We start from the raw sequence: 20,315 nt of genomic DNA, 5'->3' as shown, positions 1-20,315 counted from the left end.
ATCTAACCCCCTTTGCTGACGACAATAGCACGATGGCACCACCTGATCCCTTCCCGAACTCAGAAGTGAAACATCGTCGCGCCAATGGTAGTGTGGCTCCGGCCATGTGAGAGTAGGTCATCGTCAGCTCTCTATTCCTAAAGCCCCCTAACTTAGTTGTTAGGGGGCTTTTTTTTATGGTGAATTTTTCATATGAGTTTTACGTATAAAAACAACCAATATTAAAGAAACATTGACTACTACATTCAAAGCTAGTTTCTTCTATTATTTAATTGAATTACTTAGAAATCTTTTTAAACACTTCTTTTAAACTACTAGGTTCTTTACGTTTGATACCGTTCATTTTATGACGGGTGTCAGAAGAGGTTTTATAGGCTTGCAAACGTGAGGTTTGGATCACTCCAATAGGGCGATTCTCTTCTAAGCATCTAAAGATGGTAAAAGTAAGGTCTTCTAACACTTTGACATTGCCGTTTTCTGGTACGTCTTGGCAAGGTATGGTCAAGGTTGCTACGGTAACGAAAGGCGCCTCGGACTCATCCCATTCTTGAGTCAGCTTCTCGATAGGCTGCTTTTTGAGATTTCGGCAAAGTTGTACTTGCACTTCAAACTGATAGTCGTGTTCTTTAATCTCCTCAATGATAGCAGGACGGATCGCTTCATCTTCAGTAAATAGATGAATATCACGACGTTTAATTTTAGCAGCAGACGCTTGGGTAGGGGTTACTCTGATTTTGCCCATGTAGTCGCCATGACGACAAACGCCTTGTGAGTAATAATCGTATAACCAAGCGTTCTTTGGAGGAATCGTTAGAAGCTTTCTAAACGCGTTTAGGGTCCTGACACCTTCTGCATTAGGAAGTGCTTTACCGTACTTAGTCAGCCAATTAAACACCAGTTTACCTTTACCAAGTAAACCATCGCCTAGATAACCGTTTAGCTCAAAGTTTAATTTAGATAGGTAAGCATAGTCGGCGAGGCTATTGGTAAAGAAGATAGGTCCATTTACTAGCGCATAATCAAAGGTGGTGCAGTCCTCTTCATCAGATGTAAGCTTTTTACCGGGTACATCAAATATTTTGATTGCGAGTCCTTGCCCAAGACCAAGCCTTCTATCTGCATCCACACCTGCTGCTGCATTCGAGAATCGAATCACGGCATCGTGAATACTTGGCTTAGCATATAAGCCTTGCGCATACTCTTTGGGCAAATCGTCCAAAATCTCAAACTTGGCTTTAAGGCCGCAATAGGTCTTAGCATGAACGGCGCGGGTATGATGATCAAGGTTATTGGCATCTTTGCTCTTTTGGACGTACTCGCGGATATCGACAGTGATTACCTTCATCATCTGCTGATCTTCTGGACTTAATGTGGTGTAATTATCATCAAACTTGACGTATTTGGGTTTAAATAATTTTTTTAGCATGATTGGCTACCTATTTACGAATAAATTATAATCTAAAAGCTCAACTATTTTATAGAAGTTCACTAGCCAATCTTAATGTTAAGTATGAGTAGTATGTAAAGAAGCATTATTACATTTGGTCTAATAGGTAGGTTTAAATTAGCCCAAAATAATAAAGCTTGCCAAATACAATTTTGGCAAGCTTTATTGTTATTGAAACGACTTTCACACCTAAAGTTAGGTTCTTAAAAATTAGTTAGCTAGACATAAAGCCTAAGTCCCAATTATCAAATTTATGTAAATTAGGTGCTACCATTTTTAGATTGTTATCTGAGACGCCAAACCATTTGGCCAAAGTCGCTGAATACTGATCAATAGATGTTGTAGGTAGCCATGCACCTTCACCGACGTCAATGGCTGTGTTTAATCCAATCTCTGGCGCTTCACCATAAAAATCTCTGCCTTTTACAGCGCCGCCCATAATGAAATGGTGAGCTCCCCAACCATGCTCTGACCCGTTACCATGACTATTAAAAGTTCGACCGAACTCTGACATAGTAAAAGTGGTAACATTTTGAGAAACGCCTAACTCTTCAGTAGCTTCATAAAAACTTGCTAATGCATCATCAAGTAGATTCATTAGCGTACTATGTCGTCCAAGTAGATCATAATGGGTATCAAATCCTTTAAGTTTCACAAAGAATATCTGACGTTTGACACCCAGCTTGTCTCGTGCTTTGATAAGCGATGCTACTGTTTTTAACTGTTGCGCTAATGCATTTTCGGTGGCAAATTCAGTTGAGATAGTTTTTGCGTCTTGTATTGCAGATAGCATCATTGATTCGTTAGTAGAATTTGCAACTGCATTGTCATTAGATGGATTGATTAAATTACTCAATGCTTCTGAAAATGTCATTGCACTAGATCCTTGGGCTCCTTCTTTGATACTCCCAGTACTTTTGATACCGTAAGGGGTAACTTTCAATGGATTAGTGTGTTCGCCTGTCAAAAATACAGTATCATCATCGGTACTAATGCAAGAAAATGGTCCATGCATATTTTGTTTTAGGATTGCATCACCAACTTTTCCGCCCCAGCCTTCTCTAAAAGAGTCAGAAGCTGTACTTTGCCAACTCTGTTTTTGATTAAAATGAGAAAACAAACCTCTGGGTAATGCTACTGATTGTTTTTTATACTGATCTAATGAAGTAGGCTGTACTAAAGCTCCTACATTTTGTAAGACTGCCAATTTTTTTAGGTGAAATAAGCTGTTTAAACGCTTAAGATTGGGATTGAATCCCCATTTCAGTCCACTGTCTAAGTTATTTGTAGGTATTAAAGGTAATAAATTAGATTGATCCAAAGCAACATCTTTACGTATCTTACGGTAAGTTGCATAGTTGGATGCATCAATGGGAATTAAGGTGTTGGCTTGGTCATTACCTCCGTCTAATAGAACACAGACTAAAGCCTTATAATCAGAGCCTGCTGTTGCTGCTCTCGATTTGTTAGCTGATAAGCTCATAGCCATAGGTGCAACAACACCAGCACCTGCTAAATAGCTTAAACGCTGTAAAAAGGCTCTTCTTGATAACTCTTTCATGATAAATTTCCTATAGTTTTTACTACTTTATTACATATTGAAATGTTGATTAGCGATATTGTTAAAAATATCATCAACTAGAGTTACGATTGCCTTCTACATTCTTGACGCTGACATTAGTCGAAGATACAGTCTTGAAGTTTGTAATTCTATCGCCAACTTCAGTATTAATATTGCTAGCAACGCAATCTTCGCCAAGTGTAATCAGCCAGCTAAAAGCCCTTATAGTATCTAGTTTAATATTCTTGAATGTACAATCTTCAAGTAGCTTCTCATACTTTGATGTCATAATAACGCGGTTATTATAGGTACCACCTTCAATATTAATGCCTCTAAATACTTTCTGCTTAGATTTTGATTTCAGACTAATGTATGGTGCGTCTCCATTGTGTTTACCTTCTTTAATCATAAGACAGTCACGAATAGTAATATCAAAGTAGTTGCGATTATTACGATTGTTATCTTGTATTATGACCCGTCGGCCTCCGGATGAATCACTAGCATTGATGAATTCGATGCTTTCATATAGCACATCGCCCCATTGATAAGAAGGGCTAGGGGGTTCAATATCAGCAAGGTATAAACCGCCATAAGTTGGTTCACGATCACCTCTTCCAGGGTTTGTAGAATAGACATATACATTTTTTTTGAATCGAACGACGCCGTTCTTAAGCTTTATACCGAAGCCTGATGCGATAGTTAAACAGTTTCTGTTAGAGGGACCTATTTTGAAATCATTGGCTTCAAAGTTCATTTCACCGTCACCGCGTATGTATAAACTATCGTATATTGCGCCTTCTGACGTAAAGTTGCTAAACTTACAATCTTTGCCCCATATCCACATACAGTAGATAGAGGTGGCCAGTGGGCTATTAGAATCAGCATGCTTTATAGTTTGGCCTCTAAAGTGAATACCTGTAGCTTGGAAGCCATTTCCTTTTTCACGGACTTCAAGCACTGCTGATCTAGACTTAGCATAAAAGTAAGTTTCACCTGTTCCGAACAGCCGAATATTGGGCACTCTAGGTTTTAGTGCTACCTCATATTTTCCGTTTGGAAATATAATATTGGCACCTCCGCGCCGAGCTGCATCTTCAAGCGCTTCTTCGGGCGTATTATAATTATTCTTATAATAGATTGTATCTTGATTGGGGTCAGGATATATGCCCTCAAAATCAGAGTTAGGGTATACGCTCTCAAGACTTTGATTAGGCAGTACCTCGCCATCTTTTACAAACATACGATTATGCTTATAGGCAGGGCCGCCATTCATATTAAGACGCGCATAGTGAACATTTTTAGGAACAGTAATAGTGATACTTTTTAGATATCTGTCTCTTGCGGGTATCCGTTTGATGAACCTTCTGTTGCTATCGTAATAGGCAATACTATTAAAGGTATCAACACCTCTACGTTGTTTACTAGAGATAGTATATTTAGCATCTGGCTCTACTTTAATGAAGTCAGATACATCATAACTAGGATTACTGACAGTTCTACCGTCGCTTTTAATGGCTTTACCGTCTGTGACTGTATCCAGATTTAACAAATTCTGGCTAATACTCATAAATACTCCATTCATTTAACTCAAATTGTTTCAAATATCAGTGCTTTGAGGGCTATAATATAAATTCGGTTTATATATGTTGAGAAATTAGTGCTTAATTTTGACCTTAGTATCGCGATTGTGAGTATAGATTAGCTTTCTTTCTATAAAACCGGTAACAACCACCAAATTGTAGTAATCAAGTTTTAGCAACCGTACTGACTTATGCAAGTCTTATACCACTGTAAGATAATGTAACGAGAACAGTCTATATAATCACTGCTACTAGTAGATGTAGGAATCAAAACAAATAACTATCAAAGAGAAACCCATGACAACTTCAAAAGCAACTTATCAAGGCGACTTGCGTACTAGCGCTATTCATTTGCAATCAAACAATGAAATCATTACTGATGCGCCGACTGATAATCAGGGTAAAGGTGAGGCTTTTTCACCGACTGACTTGTTAGCGACGAGCTTAGCCAGTTGTATGCTAACGATCATTGGGATTAAAGCGCGAGATATGGACATTGATATTGCCGGCACTACAAGCGAGGTGACTAAAGTGATGACAGCTGACCCAAGACGCGTCAGTGAAATACATGTCGCGATCACTTTCAATAAAAAGCTAGATGAAAAAACGCAAAAGATATTTCATAACACTGCGCTTACCTGTCCGGTTGCGAAAAGTATTCATCCTGATATCATGCAAAAGGTAACTATTAATTTTAAAAGTTGCTAAATTTAAACATTACTTGCTCTAATAACTGCTAATTGCACTAATTAGTGACCTTTATAGAGGTGATTAATATGGCTACCAAAACCTTGCTTATCGTCGCGCATGCACCATCACCCAATACCAAAAAACTAGCGCAAGCCGCTTATGACGGTGCCAATCACCCTGATATAGATATCAATGTCATTTTAAAGACGCCCCAAGATACGCAGCCTGAAGATGTGCTCGCAGCTGATGCGTTATTATTAGGTACGACTGAGAACTTGGCATACATGGCAGGACTGACCAAAGATTTTTTTGATCGCTGCTATTACCCTGTGCTAGAAGAGAAGCAGGGTATGCCGTTCGCGCTGTATATTCGAGCGGGACAAGATGGCACAGGAACCAAGCGGGCGCTGCAAACGATTACGACAGGATTACGCTGGGAGTGGATACAAGAAGCGCTGATTTTACAAGGCGATTGGCAAGAGGCGTTCACTGAGCAAGTCGAAGAGCTGGCAATGACATTGGCAGCAGGCATCGAGGCAGGTATCTATTAGGTCGTTGTAGTAAGTTATTATTGCTTATCTTCGTTATTGATATCTGTACTTGATGAAAACAGCATTATAAGGATGGCCGTAGTGTTTAATAGTGATTCAGATAATACGCAATCGATTGCTCCAGCTAGAGCGCCATTTTCGCAAGCGTGTGAAAATAATAAAGCGCCTATCTTAAACGTGCTACAAAAAGAGCTACAAGAGCATACACATGTCTTAGAAGTCGGCTCGGGTACCGGTCAGCACAGCGTTTACTTTGCACCAAGATTGCCGCACCTGCAGTGGCAGACCAGCGATGTTAGCACGAACCATCAGGTCATTGAAGCGTGGCATGATAGCTATCCTGCGCCAAACCTGTATGCACCGTTGGCTTTTAATTTGTTAATAGATTCTATTCCAAAAGCTAATACCGGTAAACCTTATGACGCTGTATTTACCGCCAATACCTTACATATTATCGCTTGGCCTTTGGTTGAAAGGTTATTTGAGTTGGTCGGGGCAGCACTACCGTTAGACGGCAAGCTGATTGTTTACGGGCCATTTAATGAAAACGGACACTATACCAGTGCGAGTAACCGGCAGTTTGATAGCAGTTTGCGCCAGCGTGATGCTGGTAGCGGTATCCGGCATAAAGAAGATATCATTGCTTTAGCCAACACTCACCATTTAACATTAATAACTCAATATCAGATGCCAGCGAACAACCAAATTTTGGTTTTTCAAAAAATAACCGCTAACTAAGTCAGCGGTTATTTGCGTTTTAATATCAGTATCAAGTTCTAACCAGTATTACGTAGTCCTGCTGCAAGGGCATTGATACTGCGAATTAGTGGATCTTCTACCGCCAGTTTATCAGTACTTTTAGCATCATTATCATCAGGTTGGCGCATGCGTTTGAGCAGCTCGATTTGGATATAGTTGATTGGGTCTAAGTAAGCATTACGCCATTGTAAAGACGCTGCCAGCTCTTGTTGCGTGGACAATAATGAGGTTTGTTCAAGCAGGGAGTTTAGGCCAGAGTGAGTAAGCGCGTGCTCTTGCTCGATGGCCTGCATGACCTGTGTGCGTAAGTGCTCGTCTTTGCACAGCTGACTGTAGGCGTGGGCGATATTCATCTCCGATTTGGTAAAGGCCATTTCGATATTGCTGATAAAGGCGCTAAAAAACGGCCAGTTTTTATTCATCTCTTTCATCAACGCTTCGTTTTGTTTGACACTCTCTAATGCCGTGCCCACGCCATACCACGCAGGAAGGGTAAAGCGGGCCAGTGACCAGCCAAACACCCAAGGTATCGCCCGGATGGTCGATTTGCTTGGCAAGCCTTTTTTGCGGTGGGCAGGGCGCGAGCCGATATTTAGCAAAGAGATCTCTTGTACAGGCGTGGCTTCGGAGTAAAACTGATAAAAGCCTTCTGTATTATCCGTCAATGCTCGATATTGCTGCTCACCAGCATCGGCCAAATCCGCAAACAGTGCTTCATAGCTATCGAGCTGGGCCGGCTGCGCCACAAAGCGTGACGAGCTGGCTTTTAGCGCGCCAGTGATGCCCATGGTCAGCTCAAACACTGCTGTATCTGGATTGGCATACTTGGCATAGAGCACTTCGCCTTGCTCGGTAAACTTGATTTGTCCGTTTAATGTGCCAGCAGGCTGAGCGGCGATGGCCTGATGAGTTGAGCCGCCGCCGCGACTGACAGAGCCGCCGCGGCCATGGAACAGACGGGTGCTGATGCCATATTGGTTGGCAATACGGGTGATAGTCTGCTGGGCGCTATACAGCTGCCAAGCCGAGGTGATAATGCCGCCGTCTTTAGAAGAGTCCGAGTAGCCCAGCATAATCTCTTGAATATTGCCTGAGTGCTCAAGTAGCTCGCGATACAGCGGGTTATCCAGCACCGTTGGCATGATTTTATCGATGTTTTTAAGGTCTTCGATGGTTTCAAACAATGGCGCTACCGGCAAGGCGGCAAATAAGTGTCCGTCGTCATCGATACCAGACAAACCCGCAAAACGCATCAGCAGCAGTACTTCTAGCAGCTGACTGGCGTTATTGGTCATCGAGATCACGTAGCTGCCAAAGGTATCGTCGCCGACCAGTTTGCGCAGTTTGGCCACCGACTGCATCAATGCTAGCTGCTCACGGGTTTGCTCGCTTAAATTATCGGTATAAATCAGCGGCGTGCCTGGTTTTTGTAGCAAACTGGTCAGCCACTCTTGGCGCTCTGCTTCGCTTAGCGTTTTGTAATCGGGCAAGTTGGAGGCACTGGCAAAGATATCGTCAATGACCTCGCCATGATAGCCTGAGTCTTGGCGAATATCGAGCGCGGCCAGATGAAAGCCGCAGGTTTTGACCAAGCGGATGGTATCTAGTAGCAGCCCTTCGGCATGGGCGCTATCATGCGTATTCACGCTTTTTCGGATAAGGCGTAAGTCATCTAACAGTGCGGCCGGCGATAAGTACGCGTCTTTTGCTGCATTCTCGTCAGTGCCTTGACTTTGGATGTGTTGGTTGGTGGCTTTTATTTTGGCAAGAATAAGCGACAACAATCTACGGTATGGCTCATGGTTGTAGTCATCAGGGTTATAACAAAACACTTGCTGATCCAGCTCACTGTAATCTTTGATTCGCTCATAAATCTCGGGCGCGATGGTGACGATGCTATCGCTATGGATCAGCTCGCGGCGCAGCTTTCGGATCAATACTTGATAATGGCGCAGCACCGTATTGGCGTGCATCAACACGGCCATTTCTGTGGTCTCATGAGTGACAAAGGGGTTGCCGTCTCTATCGCCCCCAATCCAAGAACCAAAATTAACAAAAGCGGGCAGCGCATAGTCACTAAGCTCTGGATAAATCTCTACGATTGCGTCTTTGATATTGCGATAGACTTTCGGTATGGCGGTAAAAAGACTGGCATCAAAATAATGCAGGCCATTATTAATCTCATCATAGACCAAGGGTTTACGAGTCCGCACTTCATCTGATGACCACAGTAGATCAATGGTTTCTGCGGTTTTTTGTTTGGCTTGCTCAAAGGCGAGACTGCCCTCAGGATAGGCACCCATGGCATCGGTGTGCTCGTATAGCGTTTGCAAGATATTCATCGTTGTACGGCGACGCGCCTCGGTAGGGTGCGCGGTAAAGACTGGGATAAATTTTAGCTGATCAATGAGTTCTTTGATTTGTTCAGGTTCGATCTGGCGCTCGCGGCATTCTGATAAAGTGCGGCGAAAGGAGCCTTCCCAGCTTTGGTTGGACTCCGCGCGCATCACTCGCCGCTGCTCACGTAAGTAGTTTTCTTCGGTTAGGTTTGCCAAAAAAAAGTAAATAGAAAACGCGCGAATGACATTTTTTAGTGTTTGATTGTCTAGCGAGGCGATGAGCTCGATAAGTTGCTTTTTTTGTCCGTCGTTATGCTCGCGGCGCTCTTGGATAAAACCTTGGCGCAAGGTCTCGATGGTGTCTAATGTCTGTTGGCCAGATTGGCGAGAAATGGCCTCACCTAAAAACGATCCTAATAAACGAATGCGCGCACGCAATACGTCGTTATCTAATAACATAACTGTCTTCCTTGTCTATAACTAGGGAATATATCCAATAGAGCTTAGATATGGCTATCTTCCTCACTCAACGAACACTACGCCCTAGACGGATGAATAAAGACGGCTCGTAAATACAGTTACGAGCCGTCTTAGGTAAAATATATTAGTCGCCTTTTTTAAAGTATGGTTGCAAAAAATCTGTTGAGCTAAAACAGCATTGATACCGCGCAAAAGTATTGATGCTTGTGTTTGATAGCAAACAGTCTTATTGCTGCTCTTATAATCTAACTGATAATAGCATCTAACGCTATCGATATTCTTCTGCTAAAAAATCTAAATAGCGCTTCCAAGAGCGCTCATCTGCGCGCGCATTGTATCTATCAGGGTTATTAAAATCAGTAAAAGCGTGAACTGCACCGCTATACGTAATCATCTCATGGGGTACTTTGCTAGCTTCTAAATCTTTTCCCAAAGTAGTGAAGTCTTCAAATGGTACGGCCTCATCGGCTGTACCATGGAAAACTAAAATCTCCCCATTCGTTTTATCGTAATTTTGTCCCTTTGGAGTTTCGAGCCCTCCATGAAAAGGCACAAACGCTTTTTGCGGAAAACCTGATCTTGCAAGCTCTAAAGCGACTGTACCACCAAAACAGTAACCCATCGTCATGCCTGTGCGAACATCATTACCTTGGAGTCGTCCTGCATTTAACGCGCCTTGTAGCAAGCGACGCATTTTACTGCGATCGTCGTACAGCGCTGAGGTCAGACGCTTCTTATCTTCCATTTCGGTCGGGCGCACACCTGTGCCAAACATATCAGCAGCCAGTACATTGTAGCCTTGTTCGGCTAGCATATCCGCGCGTTTGCGCTCGTAGTCTGTCAATCCGTCCCAATCATGAATCAGTAGGATAAAAGGCGCATTGGGCTTGTCAGCTTTGGCGTAATAGCCTTGATAAGGTTTGTCATCGACCTTATAGGTGATGTCTGTAGAGGTAATGGCCGCTGCTGTCTGGCCAAACGTAAGCATCATTAAGCCCAACGAGGTGCCAGCGACCAACGAGTTATAAAGATGTTTAGATAAAAAATTGGGTAGGATAGACGATGTTAATGACATGATAAATAGCCTTATAGTTTGCTAAAAAAAGATAAATAGATGGCTAAATACAACGTCCAGTTATTTATCGTTGGTAAGTAATCCTTCTAAAAGCATACCCCAGAAAATATTGGCATTACAACAATCAATTATTTATATGCGTTCTTATCTTGCATATATACCGCCATAGAGGTGAAAGTTTTCGTTTATATTAAGTGTGAAATTTAACTAAATATCAACAAGGTTCACCATATAAGCAACTTATTTTTTGGGTAATATAGTTTGAAAACCTGTTATTTATTTTCGTTTTATCAATAATCGGTAGTGCTATTAACACAGAAAAATGAACGACATATGAAGTCAACATTATCTCCAAGGATATAAAAACTGTGTGAGCACTTTATCAAGGGTCTTAACAGACTTATTTTATTTACTAGCTAGGATATATTATGAAGAAGAATCTAGATCATACCGACCCCGCTAAAAATATGAATACTGAACGTGGTAACGGGGGTGAAACTCACCAGCGTGCAGACGATGACGGTAAAGTTTTAACGACGCAGCAAGGTGTTGCTATTTCTGATAACCAAAATTCGCTAAAAGCTGGCGCGCGTGGGCCATCATTGTTAGAAGATTTTGTACTGCGTGAAAAGATTAATCATTTTGATCATGAACGTATTCCTGAGCGCGTGGTACATGCTCGTGGTAGTGCTGCCCACGGTTATTTTGAATTGACAGAGTCGTTAGAAGAATATACGACCGCTAAAATTCTTACAGAAACAGGGAAGCAAACGCCTGTATTTACTCGTTTTTCGACTGTCGCTGGTAATAAAGGCTCAAAAGATACGCCGCGTGATGTCCGTGGTTTTTCAGTAAAAATGTATACTGAAGAGGGGAACTGGGACTTAGTTGGCAATAATATGCCGATCTTCTTTATTCAAGATGCCATTAAGTTTCCAGATTTGATCCATGCGGTAAAACCAGAACCAGATCGCGGATTCCCGCAAGCGGCTTCTGCGCATGACACTTTTTGGGACTTTGTGTCACTAAGCCCTGAAACTATGCACAATGTCATCTGGTTGATGAGTGATCGAGCGCTCCCGCGTAGCTTTAGCATGATGGAAGGTTTTGGTATCCATACTTTCCGTTTGCTAAATAAAGACGGTAAAAGTACCTTTGTACGTTTCCATTGGAAACCAGTAGCAGGTGTACAGTCGCTTATTTGGGATGAAGCTGTAAAAATATCTGGTGCTGACCCTGATTATAATCGCCGTGACATGTATGAAGCGATTGAAAATGGTATGTATTTTGAGTGGGAGCTTGGTGTTCAGTTATTTACTGAAGAAGAAGCCAATGAGTTTCCATTTGATCATCTAGACGCGACCAAACTGATTCCAGAAGAGACAGTGCCAGTTAAAATCATCGGTAAAATGGTCTTGAACCGTAACCCTGATAACTTCTTCGCAGAAACTGAGCAAGTGGCATTTTGTCCATCACATGTAGTACCTGGCATTGACTATAGTAATGATCCTCTACTGCAAGGACGCCTGTTTAGTTATTTAGACACTCAGTTGTTCCGTTTTAATTCACCAAACTTTGCGCAAATTCCTATCAATGCACCAAAATGTCCATTTGCTAATAACCAGCAAGATGGTCATATGCAAATGCAGGTGCCCAAGACGCGTACCCTCTATGATCCACAAAGTTTAGATCCTGAGCGTCCACGTGAAAGTGTTAAAAAAGGTTTTGAGTCATTCCATGAGCAGTTGGATGATGGCGTAAAAGGCCGTATTCGCGCAGAGAGCTTTGCAGACCATTATAGTCAACCGCGTATGTTCTACCGCAGCCAAACGCCAGCTGAGCAGGCGCATATTGCTACGGCTTATGCATTTGAGCTTGGCAAAGTAGATACTCCTCATGTACGTACCCGTATGCTTGGCCATCTGTTACATATCGATGAAGATTTGGCCAATCGCGTGGCAACTGCCTTAGGTATGGAGTTGCCAGAGCCTGCTGATGCTGCAGCTCCCGTACAAGATATGGCAACCTCTGAGCCATTGCAGACGATTGGCCGTACGCCTAAGTCTTTAAAAGGACGTTTGGTTGGTATCTTAGTTGCTAAAGGGTCAAATCATAGCGAAATCAAAAAGTTTGAAGACGCTGTCAATGCCCAAGGCGGTATGGTAAAAATCGTTGCGCCGAGTAAAGAGGTGGAATTAGATGATGGCACACGTATACAAGCTGAAGAGCGTGTAGCAGGTGCGCCTTCGGTATTCTTTGATGCGGTGGTCAGTATCATCATGCCAGACCAAGCCAAGAAACTAGCAAAAGACAGCTCGACCTTAGATTGGTTTACTGATGCTTATGTGCATTGTAAAGCAATTGCATATTGCGGAGCGACTGAAGAATTCATCTTAAGCAAGCTACCAGTAGAAAAAGACAGCTTTGTCACACCACTTGCTGACTTAGATGCCTTTATCGAAAACGCTAAGTCGCGTCTGTGGGAGCGTGAGCCAAAGGTTCGTGATCTTGCATAGTTGACTAATACTATATAAGTTTTAATCTTCAAACGCTTTATCTTAAACTCAGCCTATGTGCTGAGTTTTTGCTTTTTTAGAGTTGAGTGCATCAGTGTATGATTTAAAGGTGATATAAGGTTAACTATTTATAGTCACAAGCGTTCACTCAAAGCCATTTATTTTGAATTGACGAGCGCTATACTAAAGATCGTTATCTACATCGAAAGGATGCCTCGTGATAAGAATGAATAATGAGGCAAGGAATATAAATGAGCTTATGTGAAATTATACGTTTAGAAGGATATATTCAAAGTATGTATCTTGCAGTATATCCGGACAAGATTATGCTTTTAGATGGAGGTTGTCGACCTGATGTAGCGCTGGTACTCGACTATATCAAGAATACGCTGCAGCGACCGATAACAGATCTAAAGGTTGTTGTGGTCACTCATATGCATCCAGATCATGCAGGCGGCGCGCACAAATTTAGAAAAGAGACTGGCTGCCGTATTGTGTCTGCAGACAAAAATAATCAATGGTATAGTGGTATTGCTGGTCGTACCATGCATGTTGTGGACATGAACCTCGCCCAATACGTCGCTAGACGACAAGGACGTTCGCCTAAGAACTTGTATTACCCAGCACATCTTATACCCGATATTACTGTTAAGGATCAAGAACATATACCAGAGTTTGAGGAATGGCAGGTATTTGAGACGCCAGGACATACAGATCGTGACTTGTCGCTATTTCATCTGCCAAGTCGGCAAGTATATACAGCGGACTTAATCATCAAGCTGCGTCATAAGTTTGTCGCGCCTTTCCCTATTTATGATCCTAAAGTTTATATTCAGTCATTACAAAGAATAAAAAATTTAAAACCTTCAGTAGTCATGATGGCGCATGGCGGTGAGCTAGCTATAAGTGACGTCACTTTTGATATGTTGATTGCTCAAGCTCCTAAGGAGCCGCGCACGATTAAGGATACGATTAAGCATAAACTGCTATGGCGAAAAGATGCTGGTTTTAATCTCTTTAAGCGCGATCGTAAATCTAAACGATAGCGGTCACAGACACGCAAAAAAAAGCCCCGTCACTATTAAGTTAGTGATGGGGCTTTTCAAATGTGGTGGGCCGACCGCGACTCGAACGCGGGACCAATTGATTAAAAGTCAACTGCTCTACCAACTGAGCTATCGGCCCTGAGAAGCGTATAAAAAAAGCACTGCTTTTTTAGCTTCGCAAGAGAAAATCCTTTAAACAGGATTTTCTAATACTTATGCATATAATCAATGTATCTGACGGTATGCAAGAGAATTTTCCTTGAAGGGAAAACGCTGTAAAACGAAACATCTTAACGATGTTTTCCACTTATTCATCACTACCGGATAGGGTAGAACGATAAACAAGCATCAAACTAAATATGGTGGGCCGACCGCGACTCGAACGCGGGACCAATTGATTAAAAGTCAACTGCTCTACCAACTGAGCTATCGGCCCTGAGCGAGGATAAAATGAAGTACTACTTCATCCGAGCGCAAGAGAATTTACATTTTCGTAAATTCTAAGAAACTCAATATCAACACTAGGTTTGCATGTTACTGCAAGAGAAAATTCTTTAAATAGGATTTCCTATCAAACTTAATACCTGGTTATATCGTGTTATCAATACTAGCAGAGACATTAAGCTTGCTTTCTCGTTTAGAAAGTTTGTATCCCTAAACGTGAGAGCACATTATATATATTATTGTGACAATTACAACCCCGCATGATAAAAAAAGTTCAAATCTTGTGTAAATTCTTCCATTTCTTTAACGTTTTAGCATTCTTTCTATTTTACGAGCTATATATTCTAATAGATTATATCGATAATCTACTGCTAATCTCTCGAGAGAGCTTCGACAGGGTCCAATTTAGCAGCATTGCGAGCAGGTAAGAATCCAAAAACCACCCCGATAAGCGTCGAGCAAACAAATGCAGCAATGATAGACGTTGGTGAGTAAATAACTTTAAAGCTATCACCACCAACACGGTTGATTAACTCTCCGATAGCAAATGCTAAACCAATACCCAGCAGCCCGCCCAAAATACAGACCAGTACAGCTTCGATCAAAAACTGCTGCATAATGTCACTTTGACGTGCACCGACTGCCATCCGCACACCAATCTCGTTGGTACGCTCAGTGACTGACACCAACATGATATTCATTACGCCAATGCCACCGACGACTAAAGAGATGATGGCAATGGATGAGATTAATAAAGTCATCGCCGTGGTAGTAGATTCAATGGTTTGGCGAATAGAGTCAGAATTACGTATACGAAAATCATCGGTGCCATGACGACTTATCATCAATTGGGAGATGGCGGACTCAGCAGCCGAAGAAGAGATATTATCGTCGATTAATGCCACAAAACTCTCAATGTAGGCACTACCTTTAATACGTGACATCATCGTCGTATACGGCATATACAGCGTTGGTGAGTCGACACTACGACTAAAGCCACTGTTATTGGGGGCAAGGACACCAATCACGCGTCCTGGTACACTGCCTATTAATAGCACCTCACCAATAGGGTTGGCGATATCTGGAAAAAAGGTGTTTTTGGCATTGTCGTCAATAATAATATCTTGCGTACGCCGCAAGATACTTTGCTCGTCAAAACCTTGCCCCTGAATCAGCGACTCACCACTGACACTAAGATAGTCCTCTCCGACACCACTGACACTAGCGGCCTCTTGTACATTGCGATAGCGTACATTCATGTTGCTATCAAGCTGAGGGCTGACACTAATGACATAGGGCTGATCTGCAACAGCTTGAGCATCTTGCGGGGTCAAATTATCATCATTGTACTGACGCCGTGGGTCGCCATAGGGGTAGCCATCACTTACGGTAATGGTATTGGTACCAAGGGAGCTGATGTTGGTTAAAATCTGCGCTTGTGAGCCTTTACCGAGTCCAACCACGGATACCACTGAGGCGATACCGATAATAATCCCAAGCATCGTAAGCAAAGTGCGCATTTTGTGCGCGCGCATCGCTAGTAACGACATCTTAAAGGCTTCAAATAAGCGATCAATAAAGCTACTAAAAGCGCTTTTGCGATGATTGTCTAAGATCGATTCGGGCCGCGCCTGTACTTGTTGATAATTGTCATTCTTATAGTCAGCAATGACGTAGCCGTCTTTGAGTTCAATGACGCGTTCAGCTTGTGCGGCAAGATTGGGGTCATGGGTAACCATAATGATGGTATGCCCTTGAGCATTTAAATCATGCAAAATCTGCATGACATCTTCGCCCGACTTACTATCTAGCGCGCCAGTTGGCTCATCTGCTAAGATGATATCACCGCCGTTCATAAGGGCGCGCGCGATAGATACACGTTGCTGTTGACCACCAGATAGCTGGTTTGGACGGTTATTTACTTTATCTGCTAAGCCCAAATCCGCTAATAGCTTCTCGGCTCGTTCACTACGTGCCTGTCCATCCATACCGGCGTATACCGCAGGTACAGAGACATTATCTCGCGCGCTAATGTCGCCAAGCAAATGATAGCGTTGAAAAATAAAACCGAAATGCTCGCGGCGTAGCTTGGCCAATTCATCAGCGTCCAAGCGATTGACAGATTGTCCATATATCTTGTATTCGCCTGCCGTCGCTTGATCTAAGCAGCCTAAAATATTCATTAGAGTTGACTTGCCAGAGCCTGACTGACCTATGATAGCGACCATCTCACCTTGATTGATGGTCAGATCGATATCGTGTAGCACGCGAATGGTTTGCTCACCAGCTTTGAACTCTCTTATTAGCCCTTTGACCTGCATCAATGGGACGTCTGCTGCGGTTTTAAGATCAGAGGTTTTGTGACTCATTTGCGATGCTACCTATATGCATACTACTAAAAAATTGCTGACGTAAAACTCCTAAACACCGAGCAATCAAAACTAAAGCTCATCTTATAAATCTAATGGTTAGAACGGTCTACCACCTCTGCTGCTCTGGCCTTTGGTTGAGTCTGCTTCACCTAAAATCACTTCATCGCCTTTATTCAAGCCACTCAAAATCTGTACATCGACACGATTGTTGATGCCAGTTTTTACTCTCTGTTCAACCACTTCGCCGTCTGGTTTTAGTACGCGAACCTTACCCGTTTTTACGTTTGGATCATCGTTTGCAGTCGCTTTTTTGTCCGTTTTGCCAACAGGCTGTAGAGCAGCAGCAGGGATAAGCAAGGCGTCTGTTGCTTGATCGATAACGATATAAACCTGTGCTGTCATGTCAATGCGAAAGCGCCGGTCCGTGTTAGGCACTTCGATGTAACCCACATAATAAATCGCAGAATCCGTTGAGCTGGTGTCACTGATGTTCTCAGGTGCAGGCTCAATGGCCTTGAGTATAGAATCAAACTTTTGATCAGGATTGCCAATGATATTGAAATAGACTGGCATGCCAGCTTTAACATTGATTACATCAGCTTCAGAAATCTGCGCATTGATACGTACGGTCGATAAGTCCGCTAAGGTAACAATGGTCGGCGCTGTTTGATTGGCATTGACGGTAGTGCCTTGTTCAGTAGTAACAGAGACTACAGTCCCTGACATGGGCGCGCGAATAGTGGTATAGCTTAAGTCTTCCTCAGCAGTACTGACGTTGGTTTGGGATTTGCGTAGTGCTGCTTGCTGACTATTGATATTTGCTTCTGTGGTGGCGATAGCAGCCTTAGCCGTATCGATAGCTGCACGCGCATTGGCAACGGCAGCTTTTGCTGTCTCAACACTCGTCGCTTGGGTATCATACTCCTGCTGCGATATTGCATCGATGGCGACTAAGTCTTGCAGGCGAGCAAAATCAGACTGGGCTTGTTTTAGCTCAGATTGACGACTGGCAAGATCGGCGTAGGCGCTCTTTAGGCTGGCTTGTCGACTTAAATATTCTGCTTGTGCGCTTTGAATAGCGGCTTCACTTTGCTCAAGGCTTGCTTGCTCATTACTTAAGTTGTTTTTTTGCGTGACTTGATCAATCTGAGCAATAAGATCGCCTTCTTGTACTTCGTCGCCCACCTCAACATACAAACGTTTAACTTCACCGGACACCTGCGCACCGACATCAACCGTATTGAGTGCTTTAACCTTACCAGAAGCCATGACATTGTTTTCAATATCGCCAATGTTAGCCGTTGCTGTCAGGTAGCTGGGTTTTTCTTCTTCTGGTTTTAAAAAGGTATAGGCTAAAGCTCCTAACGCTATAATAATCAAGGCGATAATGCCCCATTTGATAGCAGGCTTTTTGCTTATTTTGCGCATGGTAATGATCCAATCACAGTGAACTTAAGTGTATGTATAGTAGAGGCTTACAAAATAAAAAGGAATAGTAGATAGTTTAAGAAAGGTTAAGGAGAATGGAAAGACCCGAGGTCTGCTATTTAGTATCAGCTAATAAAGACAAGTTGGGGAGAATGGTAAAGATGGAGAGTTATGGAGACGTAAACAAGCGCTGCCCAGATAGCTCTAACGCTGCTTGTAATAACAACTCCCAAACTGGTTGGCGAATAAGACCTTTAATCGCTTGATCACAGCGATAAAGTAGAGCAGGCCACTTGGTTATTTGTGCTCTTGATTGACGGCGACAAGCTTGCTGGTATAAGCCTTGCTTGCTTCGCCATATGCCAAGAGCTTGCGGGTCTTGCCCATCCATCAGTTGCATAATCTGGCGCATGTCTTTGCTAATTGCCCATAACACTAAGGTCGTGGGTTCATCCGTGGCTTTAAGCTGAAACATTATTTTTGCCACTTGCGCGCTATTTCCTGCAAGCATCGCATCCGATAAATCAAACACGCTAAATTGGGCATCACTGACTAAGGCTGCTTGCAGATCTTTGATATCTAAAGCGACATTGGCGACGTTTGTAGCAGATGAGCTAGAGGTGCTAGCTTTATGATTAGCGTTATCGCTACTAAGCAATAGCTGCGGCGCAAACAGATAAGACAAGCGCCATAACGTTTGATAGGCACTCAATAGATGGTGCTCGGTGTGCGACATAAGTAGCTGCCACGCTTCTTGCGATAGCTTTAGGCCAAACTGCTGTGCTTGTATTTGTAGCAGCTGCTGACGCTGTTGTTCATTGTATAAGTTGCAGTCAATCACATGACCGTATTGAGCGAAAGGGATAAACCATTTGCTACTTTGAGCGCGCTTGTCTTGTTTGGGTGTCAACCACAATAAGCTGTGACTATGCGCCCCTGTTTGTGCATCCTGAGCAAAGCGTTCTAGCTCAGCGATGACGGCCTTATCTGGTTTATGGTTGCCCGTCACAATAAGTGCGCTGGCATCATCAAATAAAGACTGACTACCAAGCTCTGATAGTACCTCTTGCCAGCTTTTGACGGATACCAGCTCGATACGTTTGATGGCGTAGTTTTGCGCGCGCCAGTGTGGACGCATTGCATCAATAAGCCATTGACTCAGTAGCGGCTCATCTCCATGTGCAAGCCACAAGCCCGCTACCGCAACTGCAGGTCGTAGTAGCTTTGGATAGGCTTGTATAAAGGTATCTTGCATAAATATTGAATCATAACCTTTTAAGGTTGAGAAATTAGAGTGTAAAAGTAAGCAATGCGAGCCTTAGCTACGAAACTAGGGGTTAGGTGCAATAACGTTGGTGGTTTCTGAGCTTTTCATCATCGGAGCTGAATTATTAGCCTTGCTGGGAGCAATCTTAGGTAAGGAGATGGCGACATATTGATCTGTGATCCGGCGTGCCAAGCTATCATATAGCCAGTCGCGGATTTGGTCACCTTGCTGATCATCAGTGCTGACAGACGCCTCATTATACTGATAGCTACGTTCGACTTGAATAGGATTGGTTAAAGACACAGATTTGCCATTTTCGACAGTTTGATAACTAACATCTGCTGTCAATACTAAGCGAATCTCTGTCAATACGCCAACCAGCTCATAACGCTTAAAACGCACATTTTTTACTGTAATAGCAGCGATTGGTGCAGTATCAGCACTTTGATTGTTATTAGCTATGTCGGTCGATGTCATGTTATCAATGACATCGATCCCCAAGGCTTCTAGGCGCCGCGTTAATGGTAGTTTTAATGGAAAAGAGGTACGGTCATCTTCAATAACTATCGCTGTTTTGGCAACATCAAACAGCATTGGTGTGTCATAACCACGTAATTGAAAGCCGCAGCCGCTAAGCGCTGTCGCGGCACCGAATACTGTCATCATTGGCAAAGCAGCAAGTAACGCTGTCGCTAGTTTTTGTCCGTTTGCCTTTTTGGGTTGTGGGTGTGCAGCTCGATGCTTGTACGACATAATCGCT

14 protein-coding genes, 2 tRNA genes and 1 rRNA gene are annotated in these 20,315 nt (G+C 43.0%); 6 read left to right on the top strand and 11 right to left on the bottom strand.

The features are described from left to right. Positions 1-14 precede the first annotated feature (14 nt). Positions 15-129 (top strand): 5S ribosomal RNA (gene rrf, locus Q0895_RS10215). Between the two features lie 148 nt (positions 130-277). On the opposite strand, the gene Q0895_RS10210 is transcribed toward rrf, so the two are convergent. The 3 genes from Q0895_RS10210 to Q0895_RS10200 all read right to left on the bottom strand — a co-directional run bounded on the left by Q0895_RS10210 (position 278) and on the right by Q0895_RS10200 (position 4,575). Then, positions 278-1,426 (bottom strand): catalase family protein, encoded by a 1,149-nt coding sequence (locus Q0895_RS10210; RefSeq protein WP_299188516.1) that lies wholly within the window; start codon positions 1,424-1,426, stop codon positions 278-280. Positions 1,427-1,661: 235 nt separating this feature from the next. After that, entirely contained in the window at positions 1,662-3,008 is a 1,347-nt protein-coding gene (locus Q0895_RS10205; RefSeq protein ID WP_299188513.1) for a DUF1501 domain-containing protein, read from the bottom strand. Between the two features lie 73 nt (positions 3,009-3,081). Then, complete coding sequence (locus tag Q0895_RS10200) at positions 3,082-4,575, bottom strand: hypothetical protein (protein WP_299188512.1); 1,494 nt, start codon at positions 4,573-4,575, stop codon at positions 3,082-3,084. A gap of 310 nt (positions 4,576-4,885) precedes the next feature. Here Q0895_RS10200 and Q0895_RS10195 point away from each other — a divergent pair, with 310 nt between their 5' ends. The 3 genes from Q0895_RS10195 to Q0895_RS10185 all read left to right on the top strand — a co-directional run bounded on the left by Q0895_RS10195 (position 4,886) and on the right by Q0895_RS10185 (position 6,567). Beyond that, entirely contained in the window at positions 4,886-5,296 is a 411-nt protein-coding gene (locus tag Q0895_RS10195) for an OsmC family protein (RefSeq protein ID WP_299188510.1), read from the top strand. A 68-nt stretch (positions 5,297-5,364) separates the two neighbouring features. Beyond that, complete coding sequence (locus Q0895_RS10190) at positions 5,365-5,829, top strand: flavodoxin family protein (protein ID WP_299188508.1); 465 nt, start codon at positions 5,365-5,367, stop codon at positions 5,827-5,829. Between the two features lie 81 nt (positions 5,830-5,910). Further along, positions 5,911-6,567 (top strand): DUF938 domain-containing protein, encoded by a 657-nt coding sequence (locus tag Q0895_RS10185; RefSeq protein ID WP_299188505.1) that lies wholly within the window; start codon positions 5,911-5,913, stop codon positions 6,565-6,567. Between the two features lie 38 nt (positions 6,568-6,605). Here Q0895_RS10185 and ppc read toward each other — a convergent pair whose 3' ends face one another. Together ppc and Q0895_RS10175 are read right to left on the bottom strand one after the other, a co-directional pair. Further along, the gene (gene ppc / locus Q0895_RS10180) at positions 6,606-9,386 is read right to left on the bottom strand and encodes a phosphoenolpyruvate carboxylase (RefSeq protein WP_299188503.1); all 2,781 of its coding nucleotides are present in this window, start codon (positions 9,384-9,386) and stop codon (positions 6,606-6,608) included. Positions 9,387-9,675: 289 nt separating this feature from the next. Continuing rightward, positions 9,676-10,482 (bottom strand): dienelactone hydrolase family protein, encoded by an 807-nt coding sequence (locus tag Q0895_RS10175; RefSeq protein ID WP_299188501.1) that lies wholly within the window; start codon positions 10,480-10,482, stop codon positions 9,676-9,678. Positions 10,483-10,910: 428 nt separating this feature from the next. On the opposite strand from Q0895_RS10175, the gene Q0895_RS10170 reads away from it, so the two are divergent. Both Q0895_RS10170 and Q0895_RS10165 read left to right on the top strand, forming a co-directional pair. After that, positions 10,911-12,998, top strand: a complete 2,088-nt coding sequence (locus Q0895_RS10170; RefSeq protein ID WP_075103565.1) for a catalase — start codon at positions 10,911-10,913, stop codon at positions 12,996-12,998. Positions 12,999-13,249: 251 nt separating this feature from the next. Further along, entirely contained in the window at positions 13,250-14,044 is a 795-nt protein-coding gene (locus Q0895_RS10165; RefSeq protein ID WP_075103566.1) for an MBL fold metallo-hydrolase, read from the top strand. 63 nt (positions 14,045-14,107) lie between these two features. Here Q0895_RS10165 and Q0895_RS10160 read toward each other — a convergent pair. The 6 genes from Q0895_RS10160 to Q0895_RS10135 all read right to left on the bottom strand — a co-directional run bounded on the left by Q0895_RS10160 (position 14,108) and on the right by Q0895_RS10135 (position 20,308). Further along, positions 14,108-14,183, bottom strand: a tRNA-Lys gene (locus Q0895_RS10160). A 221-nt stretch (positions 14,184-14,404) separates the two neighbouring features. Continuing rightward, positions 14,405-14,480, bottom strand: a tRNA-Lys gene (locus tag Q0895_RS10155). 379 nt (positions 14,481-14,859) lie between these two features. After that, the gene (locus Q0895_RS10150) at positions 14,860-16,857 is read right to left on the bottom strand and encodes a MacB family efflux pump subunit (RefSeq protein WP_299188497.1); all 1,998 of its coding nucleotides are present in this window, start codon (positions 16,855-16,857) and stop codon (positions 14,860-14,862) included. 99 nt (positions 16,858-16,956) lie between these two features. Beyond that, complete coding sequence (locus Q0895_RS10145; protein ID WP_299188495.1) at positions 16,957-18,288, bottom strand: efflux RND transporter periplasmic adaptor subunit; 1,332 nt, start codon at positions 18,286-18,288, stop codon at positions 16,957-16,959. Positions 18,289-18,457: 169 nt separating this feature from the next. Further along, entirely contained in the window at positions 18,458-19,543 is a 1,086-nt protein-coding gene (gene holA / locus Q0895_RS10140) for a DNA polymerase III subunit delta (RefSeq protein WP_299188492.1), read from the bottom strand. 75 nt (positions 19,544-19,618) lie between these two features. Further along, complete coding sequence (locus Q0895_RS10135) at positions 19,619-20,308, bottom strand: hypothetical protein (RefSeq protein WP_299188489.1); 690 nt, start codon at positions 20,306-20,308, stop codon at positions 19,619-19,621. Positions 20,309-20,315 lie beyond the last annotated feature (7 nt).

Source organism: uncultured Psychrobacter sp. (genome assembly GCF_947495825.1).
Classification (GTDB): Bacteria; Pseudomonadota; Gammaproteobacteria; order Pseudomonadales; family Moraxellaceae; genus Psychrobacter.
Note: the sequence above shows the minus strand (reverse complement) of the source record. Positions and strands in the feature narration are given on the sequence as shown.

Bases quoted from the DNA above. Each gene is read 5' to 3' on its own strand.
- holA (WP_299188492.1), bottom strand. From the start codon at position 19,543: ATGCAAGATACCTTTATACAAGCCTATCCAAAGCTACTACGACCTGCA.
- Q0895_RS10195 (WP_299188510.1), top strand. From the start codon at position 4,886: ATGACAACTTCAAAAGCAACTTATCAAGGCGACTTGCGTACTAGCGCT.
- Q0895_RS10210 (WP_299188516.1), bottom strand. From the start codon at position 1,426: ATGCTAAAAAAATTATTTAAACCCAAATACGTCAAGTTTGATGATAAT.
- Q0895_RS10145 (WP_299188495.1), bottom strand. From the start codon at position 18,288: ATGCGCAAAATAAGCAAAAAGCCTGCTATCAAATGGGGCATTATCGCC.
- Q0895_RS10150 (WP_299188497.1), bottom strand. From the start codon at position 16,857: ATGAGTCACAAAACCTCTGATCTTAAAACCGCAGCAGACGTCCCATTG.
- Q0895_RS10200 (WP_299188512.1), bottom strand. From the start codon at position 4,575: ATGAGTATTAGCCAGAATTTGTTAAATCTGGATACAGTCACAGACGGT.
- ppc (WP_299188503.1), bottom strand. From the start codon at position 9,386: ATGTTATTAGATAACGACGTATTGCGTGCGCGCATTCGTTTATTAGGA.
- Q0895_RS10175 (WP_299188501.1), bottom strand. From the start codon at position 10,482: ATGTCATTAACATCGTCTATCCTACCCAATTTTTTATCTAAACATCTT.
- Q0895_RS10205 (WP_299188513.1), bottom strand. From the start codon at position 3,008: ATGAAAGAGTTATCAAGAAGAGCCTTTTTACAGCGTTTAAGCTATTTA.
- Q0895_RS10170 (WP_075103565.1), top strand. From the start codon at position 10,911: ATGAAGAAGAATCTAGATCATACCGACCCCGCTAAAAATATGAATACT.
- Q0895_RS10165 (WP_075103566.1), top strand. From the start codon at position 13,250: ATGAGCTTATGTGAAATTATACGTTTAGAAGGATATATTCAAAGTATG.
- Q0895_RS10190 (WP_299188508.1), top strand. From the start codon at position 5,365: ATGGCTACCAAAACCTTGCTTATCGTCGCGCATGCACCATCACCCAAT.
- Q0895_RS10135 (WP_299188489.1), bottom strand. From the start codon at position 20,308: ATGTCGTACAAGCATCGAGCTGCACACCCACAACCCAAAAAGGCAAAC.